The 23,260-nt window shown below is 58.8% G+C and carries 20 protein-coding genes; 7 read left to right on the forward strand and 13 right to left on the reverse strand.

The window, feature by feature from the left end:
* Window positions 1-2 precede the first annotated feature (2 nt).
* On the reverse strand, window positions 3-2,654 hold the full coding sequence (locus JQ641_RS37725) for a bifunctional diguanylate cyclase/phosphodiesterase (protein ID WP_211994231.1): 2,652 nt from the start codon (window positions 2,652-2,654) through the stop codon (window positions 3-5).
* Window positions 2,655-3,245: 591 nt separating this feature from the next.
* On the opposite strand from JQ641_RS37725, the gene JQ641_RS02490 reads away from it, so the two are divergent.
* The 5 genes from JQ641_RS02490 (at window position 3,246) to JQ641_RS02510 (ending at window position 7,635) form a co-directional block, all read left to right on the forward strand.
* The gene (locus tag JQ641_RS02490) at window positions 3,246-4,472 is read left to right on the forward strand and encodes a tyrosine-type recombinase/integrase (protein WP_211994232.1); all 1,227 of its coding nucleotides are present in this window, start codon (window positions 3,246-3,248) and stop codon (window positions 4,470-4,472) included.
* Window positions 4,472-4,981, forward strand: coding sequence for a hypothetical protein (locus tag JQ641_RS02495; RefSeq protein WP_211994233.1), 510 nt, complete (start codon window positions 4,472-4,474; stop codon window positions 4,979-4,981). The genes JQ641_RS02490 and JQ641_RS02495 overlap by 1 nt, the downstream gene beginning before the upstream one ends.
* A 66-nt stretch (window positions 4,982-5,047) precedes the next feature.
* Window positions 5,048-5,263, forward strand: coding sequence for a helix-turn-helix transcriptional regulator (locus JQ641_RS02500; protein ID WP_211994234.1), 216 nt, complete (start codon window positions 5,048-5,050; stop codon window positions 5,261-5,263).
* Window positions 5,264-5,404: 141 nt separating this feature from the next.
* Entirely contained in the window at window positions 5,405-5,872 is a 468-nt protein-coding gene (locus JQ641_RS02505) for a hypothetical protein (RefSeq protein ID WP_211994235.1), read from the forward strand.
* 8 nt (window positions 5,873-5,880) lie between these two features.
* Entirely contained in the window at window positions 5,881-7,635 is a 1,755-nt protein-coding gene (locus JQ641_RS02510) for a hypothetical protein (RefSeq protein ID WP_211994236.1), read from the forward strand.
* A gap of 352 nt (window positions 7,636-7,987) precedes the next feature.
* Here JQ641_RS02510 and JQ641_RS02515 read toward each other — a convergent pair whose 3' ends face one another.
* Window positions 7,988-8,359: a DUF6804 family protein gene (locus tag JQ641_RS02515; RefSeq protein ID WP_211994237.1), complete on the reverse strand. Its 372-nt coding sequence runs from the start codon at window positions 8,357-8,359 to the stop codon at window positions 7,988-7,990.
* A 299-nt stretch (window positions 8,360-8,658) separates the two neighbouring features.
* Between JQ641_RS02515 and JQ641_RS02520 the strand changes: the two genes are divergently transcribed.
* Window positions 8,659-9,639 (forward strand): ABC transporter substrate-binding protein, encoded by a 981-nt coding sequence (locus tag JQ641_RS02520; protein ID WP_211994238.1) that lies wholly within the window; start codon window positions 8,659-8,661, stop codon window positions 9,637-9,639.
* A gap of 146 nt (window positions 9,640-9,785) precedes the next feature.
* Here the strand turns inward: JQ641_RS02520 and JQ641_RS02525 are convergent, their stop codons facing one another.
* From JQ641_RS02525 to JQ641_RS02540, 4 genes are all read right to left on the reverse strand, one after another.
* On the reverse strand, window positions 9,786-10,760 hold the full coding sequence (locus JQ641_RS02525; RefSeq protein WP_211994239.1) for an ABC transporter substrate-binding protein: 975 nt from the start codon (window positions 10,758-10,760) through the stop codon (window positions 9,786-9,788).
* Between the two features lie 175 nt (window positions 10,761-10,935).
* Entirely contained in the window at window positions 10,936-11,940 is a 1,005-nt protein-coding gene (locus tag JQ641_RS02530) for an ABC transporter substrate-binding protein (protein ID WP_211994240.1), read from the reverse strand.
* Window positions 11,941-12,110: 170 nt separating this feature from the next.
* Window positions 12,111-13,112, reverse strand: coding sequence for an ABC transporter substrate-binding protein (locus JQ641_RS02535; protein WP_211994241.1), 1,002 nt, complete (start codon window positions 13,110-13,112; stop codon window positions 12,111-12,113).
* A 262-nt stretch (window positions 13,113-13,374) separates the two neighbouring features.
* Entirely contained in the window at window positions 13,375-14,928 is a 1,554-nt protein-coding gene (locus JQ641_RS02540; protein WP_211994242.1) for a winged helix-turn-helix domain-containing tetratricopeptide repeat protein, read from the reverse strand.
* 141 nt (window positions 14,929-15,069) lie between these two features.
* Here JQ641_RS02540 and JQ641_RS37730 point away from each other — a divergent pair, with 141 nt between their 5' ends.
* Window positions 15,070-15,537, forward strand: a complete 468-nt coding sequence (locus JQ641_RS37730) for a DUF1127 domain-containing protein (RefSeq protein WP_249150143.1) — start codon at window positions 15,070-15,072, stop codon at window positions 15,535-15,537.
* A gap of 414 nt (window positions 15,538-15,951) precedes the next feature.
* On the opposite strand, the gene JQ641_RS02550 is transcribed toward JQ641_RS37730, so the two are convergent.
* From JQ641_RS02550 to JQ641_RS02580, 7 genes are all read right to left on the reverse strand, one after another.
* On the reverse strand, window positions 15,952-17,382 hold the full coding sequence (locus JQ641_RS02550; protein ID WP_249133683.1) for a citrate transporter: 1,431 nt from the start codon (window positions 17,380-17,382) through the stop codon (window positions 15,952-15,954).
* Window positions 17,383-17,629: 247 nt separating this feature from the next.
* Window positions 17,630-18,637 carry an ABC transporter substrate-binding protein gene (locus JQ641_RS02555; protein WP_211994243.1) on the reverse strand — a complete coding sequence of 336 codons (1,008 nt, stop codon included), beginning with the start codon at window positions 18,635-18,637 and terminating at the stop codon, window positions 17,630-17,632.
* Between the two features lie 286 nt (window positions 18,638-18,923).
* Window positions 18,924-19,154 (reverse strand): DUF6894 family protein, encoded by a 231-nt coding sequence (locus JQ641_RS02560; RefSeq protein ID WP_211994244.1) that lies wholly within the window; start codon window positions 19,152-19,154, stop codon window positions 18,924-18,926.
* Between the two features lie 45 nt (window positions 19,155-19,199).
* Window positions 19,200-19,400: a hypothetical protein gene (locus JQ641_RS02565; RefSeq protein WP_211994245.1), complete on the reverse strand. Its 201-nt coding sequence runs from the start codon at window positions 19,398-19,400 to the stop codon at window positions 19,200-19,202.
* 414 nt (window positions 19,401-19,814) lie between these two features.
* Window positions 19,815-20,522 (reverse strand): Crp/Fnr family transcriptional regulator, encoded by a 708-nt coding sequence (locus JQ641_RS02570; protein WP_211994246.1) that lies wholly within the window; start codon window positions 20,520-20,522, stop codon window positions 19,815-19,817.
* Between the two features lie 273 nt (window positions 20,523-20,795).
* Window positions 20,796-21,791, reverse strand: a complete 996-nt coding sequence (locus tag JQ641_RS02575) for an ABC transporter substrate-binding protein (RefSeq protein ID WP_211994247.1) — start codon at window positions 21,789-21,791, stop codon at window positions 20,796-20,798.
* Between the two features lie 195 nt (window positions 21,792-21,986).
* Complete coding sequence (locus JQ641_RS02580; protein WP_211994248.1) at window positions 21,987-22,964, reverse strand: ABC transporter substrate-binding protein; 978 nt, start codon at window positions 22,962-22,964, stop codon at window positions 21,987-21,989.
* Window positions 22,965-23,260 lie beyond the last annotated feature (296 nt).

Consider the following 23,260-nt stretch of genomic DNA (forward strand, 5'->3'; position numbering starts at 1 on the left):
TGTCAGGCGACGGCTTGCCGCTCGCTCTCGGGAAGGACCTGCAGCAATAATTCGCCGAACGGCACGGGCTTGCTGAAGAGATATCCCTGGCCCAGGGCAATTCCGAGCGCGCGGATCTTTTCGACCTGTTCGGATGTCTCGACGCCTTCGGCGACGATCGAAAGGTTCAACGTCTTCGCAAGCTGGACGATCGATCCGAGGACGGCAACGGTCTCGGCGCGACCGATCCTGTCGATGAACGACTTGTCGATCTTGACCTTGTTGAACGGAAAAGCGGTCAGATAAGACAGTGACGAATAGCCGACGCCGAAATCGTCGAGCGCGATGGAAACGCCAAGCCGCTTCAGGCGTTCGAGCGTCTTGAGATTTTCCTGGCTGTCGGCCAGAAAGACGCTCTCGGTGATCTCGAGCTCCAGCCGCGTCTCGGCAAGTCCGCTGTCTGCCAACGCGGCCATGACGGAATCGACGAGGGTGCCGCCCGCAAATTGCAGAGCCGAGAGGTTGACGGCAACCTTGATATCGTCCGGCAGCAACACGGCGTGGCGACACGCCTTGGCGAGCACGAGATCGCCGAGCTCGCCGATCAGTCCCCCCTGTTCCGCAACCGGAATGAATTCAGCGGGAGGGATCAGGCCCCTGGTCTTGTGGCGCCAGCGCGCCAGCGCCTCGACCGAGGTCGCGCGGCCCGTCGAGAGCTCGAATATCGGCTGATAGAACACCTCGATCTCTTCGCGCCAGATCGCCTCGCGAAGCTCGATTTCAAGGATGTCGCGCTGGTCGGCTTCGGCCTTGAGCTCCGGCGAGTAGAGATGGAAACCATTTCGACCGGCATTCTTCGACTTGTAGAGCGCAAGGTCGGCATTGCGAAGAATTTCATCGACGCGCGTGCCATGCTCGGGCACCACGGCGACACCGATGCTGCATCCGATCACGACCGGGTGGCCGTCAATTTCATAGGGTTCGGCAATGGCCTGGACCAGGCGCGCGGCGAGTGTTGCGGCGTCGTCCTGCAGCGCGGACGGCCCCGGCGCCACGATCAGCGCAAACTCGTCGCCGCCGATCCGGGCCGCCGTATCGACGGTTCGGGCCTGCGCCTTGATCCGGCCGGCGACCTGCTTGAGAAGCGCATCGCCGCAGTGGTGACCGAGCGCGTCGTTGACGGACTTGAACTTGTCGAGATCGAGCAGGAGCACGGCGAACGGCGCATGGTGCAGAAGATACTTGTCCAGCGCTTCGTCAAGCGAGCCCCTGAACAGGTTGCGATTCGCAAGGCCGGTCAGGCTGTCATAGTGCGCCAGCCTCTCGATGCGGTCCTCGGAGGCCTTGCGTTCGGTGATGTCCTCATGCGTCGCAACCCAGCCTCCGCTCTCGCGCCGTCCATAGGAAATATGGATGACGCGCCCGTCCGGAAACTGCACCGTGTTCGAGGTGTTTTCCGACTTGGCGAGCCGGTCCTTGAGGTCGACCAGATAGGCGTCGAGATCACGCACGGCCTCCTGGTGCGCAAACACCTCGCGGAAGTTCATGCCGACCCTGATGTTGTCAGGCGAAAGCTCATAGGCATCGAGCCATTGCCGGTTGAACGCGATCAGGCGATCGTCGCCATCGAACATGCTCAATCCCTGCGGAAGGTTTCGCAGCGCGTCCTCGAATTTGCTCAGGGAGTCGCGCAATTCGCGCTGCGCCGCGTCGAGCGCCTTCTGTCTTCGCCAGTGCAGCGCGGTCGCCATCAGGATGATGAAAGTGAGCAGAAGCGCGCCACCGAGATAGATTTTCTGCCTGGCTTGAGAGCGCGAATAGATCTCCTGCTCCGAAATGCCGGCGGTAAAGATCAGCGGAAAAACCCGCGATCGGCGCGCGGTGATCAACCTGTTGCTCCGGTTCGCGCGACCTTCGCTCCCGCTCCAGTTCCAATATTGGCTATAGGCGCTGTCCCGTAACGCGCCTTCGACGTGGCCGGGATTGCGCTGTCCCAGCACCGTGCCCTGGTCTATTCCCCGCGCAGCGAGCACGATGTAGTCGGCATTTCGGAGGACAAGGGTCCCTCCGATACCCAGCTTTGCGGTGTCGTAGAACCTGCCGACCAGATCCACGCTGATCGAGCCTACGACGACGCCCGCCGGACCTTTGCCATGGTCGAACAGCTTTCTGGCGATCTGGATGGTCCATTTGTTCGACGCCCGCCCGAACACCGGCTTTGCGACATAGAGCCGGTCTTCGGCCAGCTCCATCACCTTGGCGAAGTGCTCCCGGTCGCCGAGATAGAGCGGCGGGCCGGAGTAGCCGGTCGTGGTATCGAACAAATAGCCGTTCGATCCGATCAGCGAGAACTGAACCACGTCGCCGCTCGCCATCTGCGCTTTAGCGGCCCAGAATTTCAGGCTGAAGGCGGCCGGATCCTGGGCGTAAAGCGCACGCACGACCAGCAGTGACTGGTCTACCCGCTCGAATATCCGCTCGGTATTTTCCTCGAACAGTTGAGCGACACTGTTCCCGTGCGCCCGCGCCTGTTGCAGCGCTTCCGTTCGTTCCGAAGACGTGATCGCGAAGTAGCCGATCCACACCAGCGGCAAAAAGAACAGCGCGATTTGCAGCGGGGCATTTCGCTGGATTCCCTTTACAGCCTTGCGGAGCAATCTGCGGGCGTGAATCACGGCACGCAATCCCGCGCGAGCCGGAAACCCACGGTTGCGCTCTCAGAGCATAGCAACGCCTTCAAATATGACATCGACTATCTTCGCCTGAACCGCCCGGGCGTCCGCATGGCCGCGGCCGGGCACCGCCGAGATCTTGCAATCCCCGAACCTAGCGTCGGCGGCCTTAAGTTTTGGTGTTCGGGCAGGCTTAATGTTTATGTCAAAAACCCCGTAACATCACCGAGATAGCCGCGATCCTGCGACCCGGCCTCTGCCCTGCGGGTCGAAGCCGCGCGGGGCCGCTAAGTCACGCTCTCTCAGGTCAAATGGGGCGGGATCGAACCATCCGGCTTCGCCTGACGGCTACACCACGGCGAGCCGTTGCTCGGCGACTTCTTCGAATGCGGCGTGACTGAGATTAATGGTGCCCAGGGGCAGCACATAACTTCAATATCATGACCCATCATCTAGTCTCACGCCCAATCGCCGCGCTTCGTTGCATTTGATCTGAATAGATAATTCGGCATCAGTGCGGATCGCTCGTTGTCACTCGCTCTCATTCCGTCTAAATCTTGAGTGTGGAAAGCAGTGTGTAAAGGAAGCTGGGCGATGGCGAAGGGGCGGGACAAACTTTCGGCGGTGATGGTGCGGCAAGCGCCTGCCGGCAAATACGGCGACGGCGGCGGCCTCTGGTTATGCAAAGGCAGCAAAGACGCCGGAAGCTGGGTGCTGCGAGTGGCCGTGCATGGGCGGCTGCGGCACATGGGGCTCGGGTCCATTTCCGACGTTGGCCTGAAGGAAGCCCGCGACGCCGCTGAAAAATGGCGGGCCACCGTGCGCGCTGGCAACGATCCGATCAAGGTCAGGGAGCGAGCCAAGCGCGAGGCCGCGCGCAACCTGCACATGCTGAAGGATGTCGCCGACGACTTCTTTGAGGGCTACAAGGCGCGGCTGAAGGGAGATGGCACGGCCGGCCGTTGGTTCTCGCCGTTGACGCTGCATGTCCTCCCTAGGCTCGGCAAGGTGCCTGTCGCGAACCTCGATCAGGTCGATATTCGCGACACGCTTCGGCCGCTGCGCGACACAAAGCCCGAGACGATGCGAAAGGCGCTCAACCGGCTCAACCTGGTCGTTCGCCATGCCGCTGCGCTTGGCCTCGACGTAGATACGCGAATCATCGACAAGGCCCGGGCTCTGATCGGCAGCGGCAACAGCAAGGCCGGAAAAATCCCGGCCATGGCGTGGCAGGACGTTCCGGCGTTCTATGCAAGCCTGAATGACGGCAGCGTGACGCATCTCGCTCTGCGCCTCCTGATCCTGACGGGCGTTCGCTCTGCTCCGCTGAGGTTCATCCGCGAGGATCAGATCACGCGCGAGAAGATCGATGGGCACGAGATCGACATTTGGACGGTGCCGGCAGAGGCAATGAAGGGGCGAAAAGGCCAGACGGAGGCCTTTCGGGTGCCGTTATCGGCAGAGGCCATGAACGTGATCGAACAGGCGAAGCGGCTCGCACGCGGCGGGTATCTTTTCCCGAATGTCACAGGCAAGGGCGTAGCCAGCGATATGACGCTCTCCATGTTCATGCGCCGGGCAAAGCTGGAGGCGCGTCCACATGGCTTCCGTTCATCCCTTCGGGACTGGCTGGCGGAAGCTACAGACGCGCCGCACGAAGTGGCAGAGACGATCCTGCAGCACGTTGCCGGTAGCAAAGTGACGCGGGCTTACCGCCGGACGGACTTCATCGAACAGCGTCGCGCGTTGATGGAGCGATGGGCCGACCACGCGACCGGCAATAGCGGCAAGATTGTTCGGTTGGTGGAGGCGCACGGCTGATGGACACCCCCGGTACGGCGTGGGACATCGAAGCGCTCCTTGTTGCTCGGGACCGTGGACGATCGATTGGCAATGCTCGCGATCTCGTAATTCTTGACTGGCTAGCGAAGGGCGACACGCGGCCATTCGCGGACTGGATCATGTGCGGCCATGTCCCATCTCGCGAAGTGCTGCTAGCGCTGGCGGTGATGATGACGCGCGGCGACAATCCCCGTATCGATCCTGCCGGTCTTGAGGACCCGAAGATGCGCGAGATCGCGGAAATTTTTCCGCTTAGCATCGAAGTCACCGGCAAGGGAAAGCGTGGGCGAAACCTGGAGAGGATCCAGCGCGACCGCGGGATTGCGTTGGCGGTTGCGAAAGAGATGGCAGTAGGATCGAGCTACGACCAGGCGCTTAGCGCTGTGACCGATTGGCTCCCCAGTACTGGCGTCTTTCTTGAACGCGATGCGGTCGAGAAAGCCTACAAGGCGCACAAGCCGAAGCGCAGCGGTACGAACTCATGCTAATCTGTACCGTGATCTCGTAATTCGTATCGGCAATGATCAGCCCCATCGAAATCGATGAGGCTGAAAATGACCGCAACCGAACTCACCACCCTGCCCGATCCGCTGCTGAACGTGCAGGAAAGCGCACGCCTTGCCGGTGTTTCCGTGCCGACCTTCTGGCGGCGTGTCGCTGACGGCACCTTTCCGCAACCAGTGAAGCTCGGGAAGCTTTCGCGTTGGCCACGCTCGGAAATCATCGACGCTTTCGAACGCATGAAGGCCGCGCGCCAAGTCGCCGCCTGACCGATCCGCCACACCGGGCAAAAAGCCCGGCCCCCATTTTCAGGAAAGCCGGGCGGGTCGCGAGAGAAACTGCACCGTAAAGCAGTGCATTTCTATATCACCGCTACCGCCCTTGCAAGATCGCAACGTTGCGAGGGCATCATGTCTGAAGAATTCACCCCACAATTCCCGCGTACGATCGCCCGAGCCGATTGGCGCGCGCCGCTGGATCATCCCGCAGTTGAAGCCGTCGCGAAACGCCTCGATCACCTTTATCGAAACTACGGCCTATCAGAGACGCACCGCGCCGAAATGCTCGTGCGGTACGCGCTCCTGGCCGAAGCAGACAAGTTGATCGACGCCCTCACGCGCTCGATGTCGATGTTTGCCGGCCGCGACATGAATAACGAACCGCTGCGCGACCCAGGTATTAGGCCGGCAAAGCCGGTAAGTGGCGGCGCTTCCGGCGGCGATGCGCTCAACGCGGCCGTCGGCTTCGCGCTGCGGCTGGCTGAGTGGCTGAAGCGGCTGGAAGACCTGTACGGCGTCACCGCCTGGAAGTATCTGGGCGAGATCGTGCCGCGAGACGAGGACGGAAATCCGTTCCTGTCTCCGGGCGACGACATCTAGGGCGCGCCGTGGCTGATATCGAGATGCTTGGCGCCCTTGATTGGACGAATGACCTCCCGCCGGTGGCCGCTTATGAGGCGGACGGGCGGATCGAGTTTGCGCCGTACTTACCGGAGATGGTTGCGGATAAGCTGCCGGCAACTGCCAGTGCCGTCATGCCGGCCGCGTCAGGGAAGCCCGCGAACCAGCCCGCGCCCGTTGCCGGTCCTGCGCCGGCCGCCGATATTCGCGGTGACAGGCTGGCTAGCGAGCCCATCTACATCGTCAAAGGGGAAGTTCACGAAGCGGTTGACCGTGCGATGGCTGTTCTTTCGAACGCTTCGCTCGGTATCTACGCTCGCGGCGATGACCTTGTGCGGGCAGTCACATATTGCATGCCAGCAAGAACCCTCACTGTAGCAAAGCAAGGCGAAAACGTCGATCGCCCGGACGGAGCGGTCATTATCACGACCCTTTCCGATGTAGCGTTGGTCGAAACACTCACTCGCCACAGAAGATTTGCGAAATGGGACGGCCGCGCCGACAAGTTTGTGCCGTGTGACTGCCCCGCAGAAGTCGCGCGCATGATCCTGGCCAATAAGGGCCACGGCTGGGCCGACGTACCCCGCTTGCGGGCCGTTATCAGCGCGCCAACGCTACGGCCTGACGGAACGGTTCTCTGTGCGCCGGGGTACGACGCGGCCACCGGCCTCCTGCTGGTCGGAGATCGCATCTGGTGGCAGGTACCTGACAGTCCGTCTAAACGCGATGGATTGGACGCCCTTGACGCCCTGGTGGAGCCGATAGGCGCATTTCCCTTCGTCGATAATGCTGACCGCGCTGCCGCCCTCGCGCTGCTCATTTCAAGCGTCATGCGGCCCTGCCTCAGGACCGTTCCCATGTTCGCTATCTCCGCGCCTGCGGCGGGAACCGGAAAGAGCCTTCTCGTTGACATCGCCGCCATCCTGGCGACGGGCCGCAAGGCGGCTGTCATCACGCCGACGCAGGACGAAGCGGAACTTGAAAAACGGATCGGTGCCGCCGCGCTTGCCGGCGATCAGATAATCAGCATCGACAATGTCACCCACATCCTGCGCAGTGACCAGCTTTGCCAGATGTTGACGCAAGATGAGGTTCAGGTTCGAGTGCTCGGCGCATCCAAGAATGTCCGCATCCCTTCGACCGCTCTCATCTGCGCGACGGGCAACAATCTGTCGATCCACGGCGATTTGAATCGCCGAGCCATTCGCATCCGGCTTGATGCCAAATGTGAGCGACCCGATGAGCGCCGCTTTGATCACGATGCGACCGCCCTTTCATTGCGTAAGCGTGCCGAGCTCGTTGCCGCCGCCTTGACGATAGTTCGTGCCTACCTGTCTGCCGGTGCCCCAAGCCAAGCTTCGCCGATGGGGTCGTTCGAGGATTGGTCCGACACCGTGCGATCGGCGCTGATCTGGCTGGGCATGGGTGACTGCCGGGGCGATGTCGATGCAATGCGGGCAGATGATCCCGAGAAGGCGGAACTGGCTGAGATCATCGACGCGCTTCCGACCGGCAGGTTCACGGTTCGGGAAATTGCTCACAGCGTCGCTGAGAGCCCGGAAATGCGAGAGGTTTTCGTGAGCTTCATCGCGCGAAACGGCGTGTTTGCCACAAAGAGTTTCGGCCGTTATCTGGCGCGGTTCCGTGGGACCATTATCGGCGGGCGCTCGATCGAGCTAGTGACCAAAGACATTCACGGCGCTGTCTGGCAGGTTCGCGGCCAAGCCGGTCAAGAATGGTGATGTCGCCGCGCGGATCAGTCTGGCAGGCCCTTGCTTGGCAGTGGCCTGCCGGCCTCTCTCTAATTCAGTTTTGAAGGTTCGGTCAGGTTGCGTCGTTTCCATCGGCCCTTAATCCAAAAAGCGAGGGCGCTCCACGCCCCAGCGGCAATTGCCGCAACTAGGAATGCCCCCGGCCTAAACGTACCTGTTGGACGAAGCATGGACAAAAGCAGCTCCGACAGCAGTCCTATTCCTAGCCCTGCAAGCCCGATGTGCCACCAAGCGCGCGACATTGCACCTGCTACCAGCGCCAAAATTGCGACGATTGGATCAAGCAGCTTTACTATCAAAATAACCAAAAAGCCCACTACGTTCACTTCCCTTCTGTGCTGCCGCGCGCATCACCTTGCCGTCCAACACGGTCCGGTTCGATAGATTGTTGCGGCCCAACGCGCACCGCAATTAAATGCGTGACGATCAGAATCGCCGCGCCTATGTCCAGAAAGAACCACGTGGCGCGGTCCAAGTGGGCCGGCACAAGCGGATTAAACAGAATTCCTATCCCCACAAAGATCAACGGCCATACGCGAGTGGGCGTGTCGTCCTCCGAAGTATGAAAGAAAACCACCACCGCAAAGCCGCAGACCACAATTCGAAGGAACTTGTAAAAGTCAAACGTCGCTATGATTAGGAATGCTGCCGTGATCGACCAGGCCCACCGCGGAATTCGATTGACGTCCCTCATTCCAGCCCCCGCCCCCACACTTTTGTTCGGCTGCACCTTCGCACCCAGCGACAGTCAATCCGTACACCAAAATTAGGGCGTGTACTTATAAATCCGATCGAACCCAAGCAGGCTGTCCGCTCTGCCCTCAGGAGCAGACATGGTCAGTTCGCCCCGGCACGTCCGAAAAGTGCCAAGAAGCCACATAACGCATGTGGGCCTAGCATCGTCGCGCCAACGCAAATGGTTTACAATACCCAACCGGTGGCGCGTGCTATCGTTCGAACATCAGAAACCGACCCCCGGCCTTGGGTGACAGCATGAGGCGGCGCAAGTTCATTAGCCTTTTCGGCAGCGCAGCGGCGATATGGTCGATGCCGCTACACGCGCAGCAAGTGCCTCCCGTCGTCATCGGGGTTCTGCATGCCAGTTCCGAGCAGGTGAGTTCCAGGCAACTCGGCGCGTTCAAGGCTGCCCTGCAGCAGCTTGGTTACGTTGAAGGAAGCAACATTCGCTTCGTATACCGTTTTGCCGATGGTTTCCTTGTCCGCCTGCCGGAGCTGGCAGCCGAGTTGGTCCAGTTGAATCCACGTCTCATCGTCTCCGCGCCGTTGCCAGCCAACCTGGCAGCTCGCAACGCTACCAGCACGATCCCGATTGTGATGGCGGACGGCGCCGATCCAGTTGGTTTTGGCTTAGTACAGAGTCTTTCTCATCCCGGCGGCAACGTGACCGGGCTCACAAATTTCGCCGAAGATCTGGCAGCGAAGCAGCTGGATATTGTGCGGGAATTATTGCCGCATCTAGCGCGCGTTGCCGTTCTCATCAATATCACAAACCCGTTGCACGCGCCACAATGGCGCCAGATACAGTCCGCAGCAACGCGTGCCACGATCACCCTGACACCGTTCGAAATCCGTAGCCCCGAGCAGTTCCAGGAGGCCCTTACTGCATTTACGCAGGCCCAAGCCGAGGCACTGCTCGTTCCGCCAGACATTACATTTAATACCTATGGCCGGCGCATCGCTGAGTTGGCGACCACTGCGCGACTGCCGGCGATCTTTTTCAGGCGCGAGTTGGCCGAGGACGGCGGTCTGATGAGCTATGGCCCCAATCTGCTCGAGAACTATCGCCGCGCGGCATTTTTTGTAGACAAAATTCTGAAGGGCGCAAAACCTGGGGACCTTCCTGTGGAGCGATCGACAAAGTTTGAATTGGTCATAAACTTGAAAACCGCGAAGGCGCTCGGCCTTGAGATACCGCGACCGCTGCTCACTCGCGCCGAGGACGTGATCGAGTGATGCGGTTCGGCCGGCGTCCGATTCGGGTCAAACTGAGACCTTGCGCCGCGTCTAGTCTGGGTCCGTTCATCCTCCGACAGCGGACATGTCGGACTAGCGGGAACAGGTCCGTTTCGTGGCAGAACCAGACATGCACCGCAGCAAAACTATTCGATCACCTCGTCGGCGCGAAGGAGAAGAGAGGGAGGAATTTGGATGCCCAAGGAGCGCGCTGTGGCCAAATTGATGACAAATTCAAATGCCGTAGGTTGCTGAATAGGTAGGTCACTCGGCTGAGCACCTTTTAAGATGAGTGCCGCGTAGGTGCCGACTGCTAGAAAAGTATCGGGAAGGCTGGGCCCGTAGCTCATCAGGCCGCCAACCGCCGGAAACTCCCGGAATTCGTAAGTCGCCGGAAGTGAATGACGTTTGGCCAATGCGACGAGTTGCACACGTTGGCTCAGAAAGAGCGCATTGTTGCTGATGAGCACCGCACCGACCTGAGCTCTGACAAGCTGCGCGAATGCCGGTTCGAGGTCAGCCGGTTTACGCGCCTTGGCGACTTCCAAGGACTGCCCGGTCGAACGGGCAACATCTTCGATTTCCAGCAACAAGTCTTGATTGTCCGGGTTTACCAAAAAGCCCACGGTCGCGTTTTGCGGTAAAAGCTCGCGGATTAGTTCAAGCCGTTTGAGGGTGAGCGTTGCGGTCAATATAGATATGCCGGTGGCGTTGCCTCCAGGACGAGCGAAGCTTTTTGCCAGGCCGAGCTTCACCGGGTCTGAGGCAATGTTGAAAACTATTGGAATTGTTGGAGTGGCACGCCGCGCGGCGAGCGCAACCACATTGCCTCCCGCCCGAATTAAGGCAGGGTTGAGGCGCACGAGCTCATGTGCGAGCTCGGGAAGCTTATCGTAGTTTCCTCCTGCCCACCGATGTTCTATCCTGACGTTCCTTCCGGCCACGTAACCCTTCTCCGCGAGACCTCTTTCGAACGCCGCCTCAATATCGGAGAGCCCCCCGTCGGGTGAACCGGCGGATAGCACACCAATGACAGGCATCGTTGGCTGTTGCGCGCGTGCGGCCAGCGGCCACGTCGCCGCCATGCCGCAGAGAAGCGTAATGAACTCGCGCCGCCTCATGTCCGCTCCCAAGCTCAGGTGACGGCATCGTAGCGGTTTAGTCGGGCGCATTGATAGCCATAAAAGCCATTGCAGCACTGCACAGCTAATTGCTGTTGGGTTAATCGCGTCGGTTTGACGGTCGGCCAGCCACTTCCGGTCTACCCCCGTCATGCCATTAGCCGACATGGTCGGTCTACTCGATCACCTCGTCGGCGGCGACCAGGAGTACCTGCGGAACGGTCAAGCTAAGCGCCTTCGCCGTTTTGAGGTTGACGACGGTTTCGAACTTGGTTGGCAGTTGCACCGGAAGGTCAGCGGCTTTTGCGCCCCGCAGGATGCGGTCAACATACGATGCCGCCTGTCGGTACAATTCGACGAAGTCAGTCCCGTAGAACATGAGACCGCCCGCTGCGACGAAAACACGGATCGCGTAAACTGCGGGCAAGCGATGTCTGGCCGCTAGCGTTATAATGACATCGCGATGGATTACGGTCGTGGTATCCGGCGGCAGAACCAGCCCGCCATTCGGTTCGCGGGCGAAGCTCTCGATAGAACGCTCAATGTCGTTAGCGTTTTCGATTGGCATAGGCACTACTTCAATCGCGAGCGATGGAGCCAGCGTTTTGGCAGACCGCAGGAAGTAATCGAAAGCCGCCGTACTTGGATTGGCCAAAAGAGCAGCGCGCGTGAGGTTCGGTGCAATCTCCTTGAGCATGCCAAGCCATTTGCCGGTGATACCTTCTTCGTATTGCAGCAAGCCGGTGAGATTGCCGCCTGGTCGCGACAAGCTTGCAACGAAACCCGATCCAATCGGGTCGGCGACGCCAGCGAATACGATAGGGATCGTACTGGTCTCTGGCTTCAAGGCAGCGGTCGCGGGTGTCGACTGTACGAGGATCACATCGGGATGCAACGCGACAAGTTCTCTTGCAAGCAAGTGCGCCTGGGCGCCAGCGGGTGCAAATCGATAGTCGATTCTCACATTGCTACCTTCCGACCATCCAAGCTTCTCAAGCCCCTGTCGAAATCCCGCGAGGCGCTCCTTCATCTCTGGATCATTTTCGGAAAGGCCAACCAATACACCGATGCGCCGCATCGGTTCGGGCCGCTGCGCCCGCGCGACCACGGGCCACGCCATAGCCGTGCCACCAATGACACCGAGAAATTCCCGTCGCTTCATTGCCGACGCCGCCTCCATACGCCTATCCGAGCGTAGGCAATTTTCGACCCGGCTCCAAGCGGTCTAATGTCCGCACAGGGTCAAACTGAGAAGTCCGGATGCTCGACCCGGAGGTCTGCTTTGCCCTCAATAACGGACATTGTCAGGCAGTTCTTCTACGTCCGAAAAGTGCCAATAGGGGAAGTGACCTATTCGTTCACTTCCTCGTCGACACGGGCGAGAAAGACGGTGGAAAGTTGCAAGTTTAGTTGAGCAACGATGCGGCGGTTTACGATCAGCGTAAAGCGGTCCGGCAATTGGATCGGTATTTCGGCAGGATTCTCACCTTTGAAGATTCGTGCCACGTAGTCGCCAGTAAGCCGCCTCAGTCCAACCAAGTCGGGGCCAAACCCCAACATACATCCCTCACGTGCCATGTGGTCCCACTCGCAAATAGTTGCCATTCCACGCTCGGTCGCAAGCCGGGAGAAACTCGGCGCATCGGAAGCAAAGGTTGTCGATCCCATGACAAGCACACCCGCGGCACCTTCAGCGTGAAAGGCCTCAAACGCCGAGGCATAGTCTGCAGGACTTTGAACCACGATCGTTTTCAGGGAAACTCCTAACTTGGCGGCAGTTCGCGCGAGACCTTCTGATCGCTCCGGCTCCAGCGTCGGTGCCGCAAGAAAGCCGAACACGCGTGCGGTAGGGAGGGCCTCGCTAAGTAGCTCGAGCCGCTTCGCGTCGCTCTCAATACCTCGAAAAAAGATACCGGTGACCGATCCGCCGGGACGGGCTATGCTGACCGCGAGACCTTCCTTGACTGGATCTTCGCCAGAAAAAGAAAGAACGATCGGTGTATTTGGAGCCGCTGTCATTGCAGCGCGAGCAGCAGGTATGCCCACCGCTATGATCACGTCGACACGCTGCTGGGCGAGCATTCTGGCAAGTTCCGGCAATCGCGATAGATCTCCTTCCGCCGCCGCAGACAGGTAGACCAGGTTCCGCCCCTCGCTAAATCCTCGGCCTGATAGTTCTTGGAGGGTCGTTGTTCGGATGCTTCCGGGACGAGTGGCGTCGTATCCAGGACTGAGATGGCCGAGCCGCCATGTTCTTCCCTGCGCATTCGCGGAAACTGTTGTTAGGTCGTTCAAGACGAGCATAGTTGCGATTACTGACCAACCAAGCGTGATGAACTTTCGCCGTGTCATTGGGACTGCTCCGAAAACTGCAAGGAGGACAGTCTAACACAGTCATCGATCGCTCGAACCATGTCCCAGTACTCGCGCTGTGGGGGTGCTGGATGTCCGTTCCGGGTCATTCGCGTCGGTTTGGCCGGACCACGGAGACTTCCGGTCTACCCCCGTCAACGGACATTCTCAGGATAGGTAGGCATGTCTCAAAGGTGCCAACTCCGGACCCATGGACCGCAGAAGAGTGCCGCGATTCGATCACCTCGTAGACATTGGAGAGCTACTCGGTCAATCCCGCTTTCCGAAAACCCTCAATCATCAGCTTCGCAGTTTTTGATAGCTGGCTCCGGGCGATCCACGCCGATATTGTGAAAGCGGGATCGATCTCAAGCATACGAGCCGCGGCCTCACGGGCCTCAGCGTCGCGTCCGAGATGGGCGAAAGCGGACGCGAGGCAGCGGTATGGTCCTGGATAGCACGGGTTTACACGCTGGGCTTTCTTCGCTGCAATGATGGCCTCGTCAAAGCGACGAAGCTCGATAAGGGCAAATCCAATCCCGGTCAGCGCTGTGAATGTTTGCGGGTCTACCGGGCTCATTCGCATGGCACGGTCAAAGCTCCGGATCGCTTCCTCGGGCTGCCCCGCAATCTTATGGACCCAGCCTCTGCAGAGCCACGTGTGATATGAATTCGGGTTGAGCTTAACCGCCCGGTCGGCCATCTCGATCTCGGTCTCACAATCGCCGACCAAAAGTGCCGAGGTCAGGGCAGCCCTTGCTAGTGTGTTTGGATCACCATCGTCGAGGCTCAATGCCAAGCGCATGAGCCGAACGGCTTCCTTGCGTTCGAATTGAGGATCGATGGCATAGTTCCTAACCACGTTTTCCAGGTGACAGGCACCTGCCAGAGCGGCGGCACCAGCAAACCCGGGGTCAAGCTCCAGGGCGCGCTGGACCAGTCGGAGTCCCTCGGCCAACCCTTCGCGGGTCGATGGGCCAATCTGCTGCATAGCCCGGAGACAAAGATCATATGCGGTGAGGTCTTCAGGCCGCCGCCGCGACGCCAGTGCAATTTCTGCTTGAAATATCTTTGGTTGAATAGCTGAGACAACGGCGAGCGTGACTTCATCCTGCAACGCGAAAATATCTGTCATGTCACGCTCGAACTTGTCCGCCCAAATGTGTGCGCCCGTAGCCGCTTCAATCAACTGGCCCGTGATGCGAACTTTCTCCGACGCCTTGCGCACCGCCCCCTGAAGGACATAGCGCACGCCAAGCCTGCGCCCGACTTCCTTGATATCGACGGCTTTGCCCTTAAAGGTGAAACTCGAATTGCGAGCGATCACGAACAACCATCTGAATCGCGAAAGTGCGGTAGTGATCTCCTCAACCATCCCGTCCGCGAAGTACTCCTGCTCGGGATCGCCAGACATGTTCGCGAACGGCAGCACGGCGATGGAGGGCTTGTCGGGAAGTGCAGGAACGCTCTCGGGCGCATCGCCAGGGTTTAGACCTGCAACCTTTCGCGCCTCCCGTACCTGTCCGACGAAGCGGAAGCCCTTGCGCGGTAGTGTTTTGATGAAGCGTTGTTCCTCGCCGGAATCGCCGATTGCATCCCGGGCGGCATTCAGGCGGGTCGTCAGCGCCGCGTCAGATACGCTGCGCCCATTCCAAATGGCTTTGATGAGGTCGTCCTTGCTGACAACCCGCTCCCTGTTGCGGATCAGGTATTCGAGCAGGTCAAAAACCTGCGGTGTGATCGACACCGCATCGGTCCCCCGATGCAGCTCGCGCAGGTTGGTGTCGAATGCGTATTCCTCGAAAAGATAGCGCAAGCTGCCATTCCTTCCCGGGGTTGCCTCTGTACTAGCGCACGAAGAGTAAGCCGCCGGTAAGAGAAATGTAAGCCACCAGTTAAGCGCGCCCGCGCATCTTGCGGCATTGCCTAGTGGACAGTCCAGACAGGACACATCCTAATGAGCACGATCCGCGAGACCACTGAGCTGGGGCCGGTAACCGCAAGGCGGCAGGTCTACAGTCCTCTCGAAACATATTGGAATGCATTTCAGGAGTGGTGCAAACGCCAGAGATTGGCCAACTTGTGCGACCTAAGTGACAGGGAGCTAATGGATATCGGTATTACCCGCAGCGAAATCGACTACGTCGCCTCGAACCGAGGTATCGACCCGCGAGGCATCCGATCCACCTGTGGCACGTTCCTTATTGTGATGGTCTGCACCGCGTGCGTCTTCCCATTCTCGAGCGAAGCCAGAGCTCAATGCACCGCGCGCGATGTCCTGCAGAACCAACTGAGGCTCAAGAAAAGCCCCTCAGTCAGTAAGCCGCAAATTCTAGTTAGATCCGCCGTCGATGTTCCGGCGTGGAAGACGATTAGGGTACCCAACGCTGACATAGGTGGAGTTCGTCATCCGCCTCAAATGTGAACATGTTCACACCAGTGCATCCCGGGGCAGGGCAAAATCGAGCGTAAAAGCGCACTACCCTCCAGCCTACGGAGTGCTCAGTGACTGACGAACGTTGGCCGTACTTCGCCGCTATTGCATCGATCATCTTTGTGATATCCGTTGTGTACTTGGTTGAGCAGAAGTGCCAAAGAGAGCTTGCATTTCAGCGTTTCTTTCCATCCGCGCTGTCCGAGCTAATTGTAGGAAGTGAGCCGATTCGGTGTTGGTTCAGTAATTAACGTATGTGGAGGCCGACTTCCGCTCTGGGTCAATCAGCGTCGGTTTGACGGTCGGCCAGCCACTTCCGGTCTACCCCCGTCAACGGACGTCCAGATCGGCCGGGCTCTTCCGCTTCGTGCCAAAAGCCGACATCATATCCGCGCTAGGCCCGCCTTACGGGCGGCCAGCCACTCCCATCTGGATAGTCACATCCAGCGCAACACGCTTTTTGTGTGGAGCGTCAGGATTCCAACCAACAATGGTAAACATCACGAAGAAACCAACAATATACGCTACAGCGACAAACCAGCCGTGCCGCAGCCACCGGCCCACCGACTTGGCCTCAGGGTACATATTGGCGATCGCGACGCCCGCAGACGAGCCGAACCAGATCATCGATCCGCCGAAGCCCACGGAATATGCAAGAAAACCCCAGTCATAGCCGCCCTGCTTGAGTGCAAGTGCCGTCAGCGGGATGTTGTCGAACACGGAAGACAGGAAGCCGAGCCCCAGAACCGTTTGCCACGAGGCCCCCGGCAATTCCTCGACCGGCATAAAGGACGCATTGGTGACAAGGGCCAGAAGGAAGACCGTGCCCTTGAACGTTTCCGGCATGATCGCCCAATCCGGCCGACGCAGCGGCGCGGCCGCGAGAATGACGATCCACACCGCAAGTCCGATCACGGGGACGGCATCGAGCACCGCCGGAAATTTCAGGTTGGCGATGACGTTGGCCACAATGGCGATGGTCAGGATTGCAGCGACAATTCCCACATAGGTCCAATCGATGTGCCGGCCGCGCTGCGCATCCTTCTCTATTGGAGAATGGCGGTGTTGGATCAATGAGGCTGGTATCCCGTAGATCAGGAAGCCGGCGACGGCGGCGACGTAGGCCTCGACGACACGAAGCGGGCTGATGCCGTCGATCCACATCATGGTGGTGGTGGTATCGCCGACGACGCTGCCAGCGCCGCCAGCATTGGCGGCCGCAACGATGGCGGCAAGGTAACCGATATGTACTTTGCCCTTGAACAAGTGCCGCGCCATCGTGCCGCCGATCAGGGCCGCGGCAATATTGTCGAGGAAGCCCGACATCACGAAAACAATGGCAAGCAGAACCAGACTGCCGCTCCAGCCGTTTGGCAGGAACGCGGGCATCGCGTCGGGGATTCGGCTGTTCTCGAAATGCCGCGACAGGACGGCGAAACCCATCAGCAGAAAAAACAGGTTGGCGAGGATCACCCATTCGTGGTGAAGCTGGAGCATCATGCCGATCAGGCCCGTGCCTTGTCGGAAGCCAGTAAATACGAGCTTGTAAAGTGTAACGGCCACGAGCCCGGTCAACGCCACCTCCAGCGTCTTGTGGTGGAATACCGCTACACCCAGCAGCGTCAGGCCGAACAGAATGAAATCAACCGGAATGCCGAACAGGAAGACCGGCTGAGCAGAATACGGGCCAGTTGTGGATGCTGCCGCGGCTGGATTTGCGAACAGGACGGCTGCCAGGGCCACCCCGGCTACAAGAAGCAGCAGGGGCACATTCAAGGGCCGCCCGGTGAGGGATTCGGCACGAAGGATTTCATCGTCTGACGGTCGACGGTTCATTGGGCGCGCGCTTTCCGCGTGGCGGCCCGACCATCGCTTGACCTGTCACTGCCACATGCAGCGAGCACCCGACCACCGTTCTACACGCCAACCGAAAGAAAGCAATGTGTGCCAGAGGCTGATGTCCGCTAAGGGTCATTCGCGTCGTTTTGACCTTGCCCGTTCACTTTCGGTCTTCCCCGACAAGCGGACATTCTCCTGGTCGGTCGGCATGTCTCAAAGGTGCCAACACCGGACCTGTGCATACTCACTCAATTACCTTATCGGCACTCGCGACGAGCGCAGGAGGTACGGAAAGCCCCAGCTGCTTGGCTGCCTTGAGGTTGATGGACAACTCAAATTTGGTTACTTGGTAGATCGGGATGTCACCGGGCTTTGCTCCTCGGAGAATCGCGTCGATGTTGTTGGCGACGCGCTTATACAATTCGATCAGGTCGAAGGAATAGGCCATTAAGCCCCCGGCCTCGACGGGGGCAGGATGCGTAAAAATCGCCGGAAGCTTCGCGTCGCCGACCAACTTAGCGACCAAAGTGCTGTTTTGATCGACCTCAGGCGAATCGAGGACCATGACCGCATTTGCACCGTCGCGGGAGATACTCTCGATCGCCGCCCGATAGTCTGCTTCGCTGGCACCAATTTCCAGTAAAGACACCGCGAGAGGGAGGCCTGCCGTTTCGGCCGCTGCGCGGATTCCGGGACCGGTGACTGGCCCATGCCATTGCTGTCGAAGACCGAGAGAGCCAAGTTTTGACATCGTCGGAACCATCTCGCGCAACAGTGCAATCCGTTTTCCGTGAATGGATGGACCGGCGTCGATGCTGGCTCCCGTGAAATTGCCGCCCGGGTGAGCCAGACTTTCGGCGAGCCCTTGCCTAACAGGGTCGCCAGTTATCACTACGATCGGAATACGCGATGTTAGCTTTTTGAAAAAGACTCCGCCAGGACCAACGACAAGGATGACATCCGGGTTACTTCGAACGATTTCCGTCGCCAGCGCTTCGGGGCCGGACGTGTTTTGCTCTCGGCCGTAACTTTCGACCTTGAGGTTTTGTCCCTCGATCTGCCCCAACCGCCGAAGTTCAGCGAATAGAGCTGGGGAAACTTTGCTTTCGCTATGCTCATGCAAGTCCGCGCTTGGCTGTGATGGGCTGAAGATAGCAAGACGCTTGCGATTGGTGCTCTGCTGTGCCGCCGCAGCGAGCGGCCATACGACCGCCGCACCGCCAAGAAGACTGATGAAATCGCGCCGTCTCATGCTGCCCTCCAAGGAGGCTCAGGACCACGCTAAATCCAGGTCGAAGCATACCACATCGCGGCATGGGAGTCCGGAGTTGGAGGCGCAAGATGTCGAGCGCGGCAACCCGCTATTCTGCGTTGCGCCATGACCGCTAAGGGTCAAACTGAGAAGTCCAAAGCTGGCCTTCGGGAAGTCGGCTTTGCCCTCAACAACGGACTTCGTCAAAGGCTGTCGGCATGTCTCAAATGTGCCAATAGGCGACATGGAATTCGCTTAATGAAAGAGGCCATCGACTGAGGCGGCCCTACTTCATCTCCTGCGCTTTGATCCGGATCACATAGAGCGGCTTCCGGTTCTCGTCGGTCACCTCCAAAGCCCATTCCTGATCGGGGCGAAACTTGCCGTCAATATCCTTCAATAGCTCGCCTGCAATGATCGTGGCTTCGTGCCAAGCGGTTCCGTTGTCAGGCAGTCCTTTCCCCTCTTCATCGATGATTGGGCGAACACCGTGCGTATTGAAAAAGTATCTTGGCATGTAAGGAGACGCGGTTAGCCTGGTTCTTATTCCAGCAGACGCGCCTTACAGTCCACGTCGCCGTTCGGCGTCTTGCGCCAGCTTGGTCCACTCGCCAGCCATCCGCAGCCAAGCTTCCTTGTCCGCTTCACGAACCGAACGTTCGGCCTGAAGCTGGCATTCTTCTGCTTGCCCGCGAGACCTATCGATATCTTGGTCGGACATCGCTGCAAGATAATCGTCGTCGTCAGCCGTATCAATACTCATGTCGGCGACTGCAAACCCGGAGAGGTGGCCCAATCGTCGAGGTGGGCCGCAGTGTAGGCCCGCCGTGCTGCGAGGATCGTGGCATCTCGCACGGCCCCAGACGGAAGCAACTGAGCTTCCTCGCGCAGCATTCTCGCTTGGCCGATTTGATGTTCCTTGTATGATTCGGGCTGTGAAAAAAGATGCTGCATTGCGCTACTCCATTGTTGTAGGAGGCGGGAGCGCTACCGAACTCTCTGTCACCGATTGCAGCCACATTTCAGGACGGCGATGATGCATCATGCGCCCCGATTTTTGGGAGCGATGGTCAATACAGACCACTCCGAAACGAATAATTAGCACTGCACGAAGGAACCATTTCAGGAGCAGAGACTTCGCAATTGGGCCAGCCGGAAAGAATCCGCGTAGCGGGGATCACGCGCCGCGTTTCTCAGGGGTATCTGCTTCATCCCTTTGTAGTTGAGGCTTTTCACGCAGGACCGCATCCAACAACGAATTGTGAACCTCTATTTTTCCGTTGTAACTGATCAAGCCCAGCTTGCGGAATTTGTTCATGAAGAAACTTACGCGAGATCGCGTCGTGCCGATCATTTCCGCTAAGGTTTCCTGACTGATATTTGGGCTGATAGGTGTTGGGCTGCCTTCCTTGCCGAATTTCGCGAGCAGAAGCAGCAGCCGCGCAAGTCGTTTCTCACTCGAATTAAATAGTTGGTCGATCAAATCGTCTTCAACCCGGCTGTTTCGGGTCAATAGATAAGCTACAAATAGCTCCGAAAACTTCGGTTCGTCATGCAGGACCGCAATCATTGCAGACTTTGATATCGAGGTGATCAGGCTTTCTTCCGTCGCCGTGCTCGTTGCGATCCGTAGGGAGTGGCCATTCATACACCCTTCGCCGAAGAACTGGCCGGGTTCTAAAATACCGACGACCGCTTCCTTGCCTTGGTCAGATAGCACGACAATTTTGACGCCGCCCTTCTGAAGGTAAAAAATCGTATCGGCGACTTCTCCTTGAGAGAAGATGATCTGATCCTTGCGATAAACCGATATCGTTTTTCCCGTCCCAACTTTGGCGAGAAACGCCAGAGGGTCAAACGGGTTCTTGGTGCGCTCAATTGCCATGTCTTGGCCCGCGGAAGGTGCGCAGCGCAGCTATTATACGCCACCACCATTTCAAATAGAACGGCAAAATGGAGCCAAATGGGGCGGGTCACAAGAATTGAGGGAGCCCGCTCGGGGGCGGGCGGATCGCGACGTCCGTTGTGGGTCAAAGTGAGAAGTGCGGGCGTTCAACCGGCAAGTCGGCTTTACCCCCAACTCCGGACATGGCCTTGCACCGCGCAAACTGACGCTTTGTGCCATCAACGGACTCATGCACCGCAGCAAATAGGATAGCTATTCGATCACCTCGTCGGCGCGAGCAACCAGCGTTGGCGGGATTGTCAATTCCATTGACTTGGCCGCCTTCGCATTGATTGCAAGATAGAATTTGGTCGGTACCTCAACAGGCAGATCGGCTGGGCTGGTACCGGCCAAAATACGGTCTGTGTAGCGTGCGAGCGAACGATAGAGCTCACGCACGTCGGGCCCGTACGTCATCAGCAATCCCTTTTGAGCGAACGGAGCCCAGCCAGAGACCGATGGTAGCTTGGCCTCTATCGCGAGCTGGGCAAGGCGTTCGATAATTTCGTACATTGCGGAATCGGGGAAGACCACCAGTGCATCGCAGCGATCCCGAACGATACCTTGAAACACGTTTTCGAGGTCGCTCAGATCGCGGGCCGGAAGCGATGGCGATTCATACGGAAAATACGAGGAGTCGATCCCGAGCTTCTTTACCACCGCTTCTGTAGCTTGCCGCTCCAAGTGTACGCCGGGATGTTGAGGCCGGGCAAGAATGGCAATGCGTCGCATTTGCGGTAGCCATTCCTTCAGTAGCTCAATGCGCTTGCCAACAAGTTCAATGGCCAGATAGCTCATGCCGGTGAAATTGCCGCCCGGCCGAGGCCAGCTTTGCACGAGTTTGCCGTCGACGGGATCGCCGCTGAAACCAAATACTACGGGCTTTTTGGTCTGCGTCCCCAGCATTGCGATCGCCATCAGTTCTTGCGTCACTATGACGTCGGGATTGGACGCAAGCACCTGGCGTGCCACCGCTTGCATGTCGTCCCGACCGGTTGCCCAAAACGCGCTGATCGTCAGATTGCGGCCTTCAATTCGACCTAACTGGCGTAAACCTTCACGCAACGAATCCAGATACGGAGACGGCTCGTCGGCCCGTCCGAGCCCCAGCCAGGCGATGTGCCGCATTCGATCGCCCGGTTGCGCCTGTGCGATGAGAGGCCAGGCTACCGCGCTGCCAAAGAGACCGATGAACTCGCGCCTCAGCATGTTACCTCCTTGAAGACTCTATTTGCGCAAAGCCTAGCATCTTGCAAAGGCAAGCAGCGCGAGAAAATAGCGGCCGATCAAATTTACTCAGATGTGCGCTTCTGTCATCTGGCAGCGTGCTGCTCAATGCCGCTGACACTCAACGGGGCGCTGCGCAATAACTGAAGAAAAGTGCCACAAGTCGAATAGCAATGGCTATTCAATGATCCTGTCGGCCAGCAAGATGAACGCTTCAGGGATCGTCAGATCAAATGCCTTCGCGGTCTTAAGATTAATGTGCAGCTCGAAGCGTGTCGGCTGCTGCACGGGCAAATCGCTTGTCTTCTCACCCTTGAGGACCCTGGCTACGTAGGTAGCCGACTGCCGAATCATGTCGGCCGTGTTCGGCCCATAGGACAGAAGCCCGCCCCACTGCACCCACTCGCCCCAGCCTCCAACCAGCGGCAAACGATTTTTTGTCGCGAAATCGACGATGCGCCTAATGTTGAGCGCGGTGTGCCGGGAGGACACAACGTAGAGCCCGTCGATCCTGGCTTCGGCGGCAGCGGTCAGTGCTTGATCGAGATCGGCGGAGCCGCGCACCGGAACCGGATGGATTTCGACACCCAAAGCGACGGCAGAGCGTTGCGCAATGGGCTCCTCATTGTCCGCGTGCGTTGGGTCGCGAAGAAATCCGACCCGGGAAATGCGCGGGACAGCTGCTTTGAAGAGTTGGATGCGTTTGGCGGCGAGTTCGTCCGACAGAAGTGTCACCCCCGTCGCGTTGCCTCCTGGCTTGGCCAAGCTCACCGCAAGGCTCATTGTAACGGGATCGGCGCTGCTAGAATATATGATAGGTATCGTCTGAGTTGCCTTTGCGATCCACGGCGTAACATCTCCGCCCGACGCAAACAGCACGTCGGGTTTAAGCTGGACTAAATCAACGGCGAGTCCGGGAAGCCTCTCCGGCTTCCCCTCCGCAGAGCGAAATTCATAGGTAATATTCTGGCCGTCGATGTAACCCAGCTCGCGCATGCTCCTCAGGAATGCTTGAATGCTCGGATCGCGGTCCGGCGTGCCGTAGACCAACACGCCGACACGCGGCCGCTGCGTCATTTGCTGCGCTGCAAGCGATGAGGGCCATATCACCCCGGTACCGGCGACGGCCGCAAGAACATCGCGTCGTCTCATCATGATGCTGCTTCTATGTTGATCGGCGACCATAACCCAGCGGTCTTATCTCAAAGCCGCTTCTATGTCGAATAACACAATCCCTGGACATCCATTCCGGGTGAGCCGAGCCACCTAAGAGCAGACGGTCCAAAGTCCGGTCTGGGGTCATTCGCGTCGGCTTAACCGGACCACGGCGGCTTCCGGTCTACCCCGGTGAACGGACATCCTCAGGATCGGCACGCATGTCTCAAAGATGCCAAACTCGGACTCATGCGCCGCAGCAAGCAGCCCGCCTATTCAATCACCTCGTCGGCGCG

Source organism: Bradyrhizobium sp. JYMT SZCCT0180 (assembly GCF_018130165.1).
Lineage (GTDB): Bacteria > Pseudomonadota > Alphaproteobacteria > Rhizobiales > Xanthobacteraceae > Bradyrhizobium.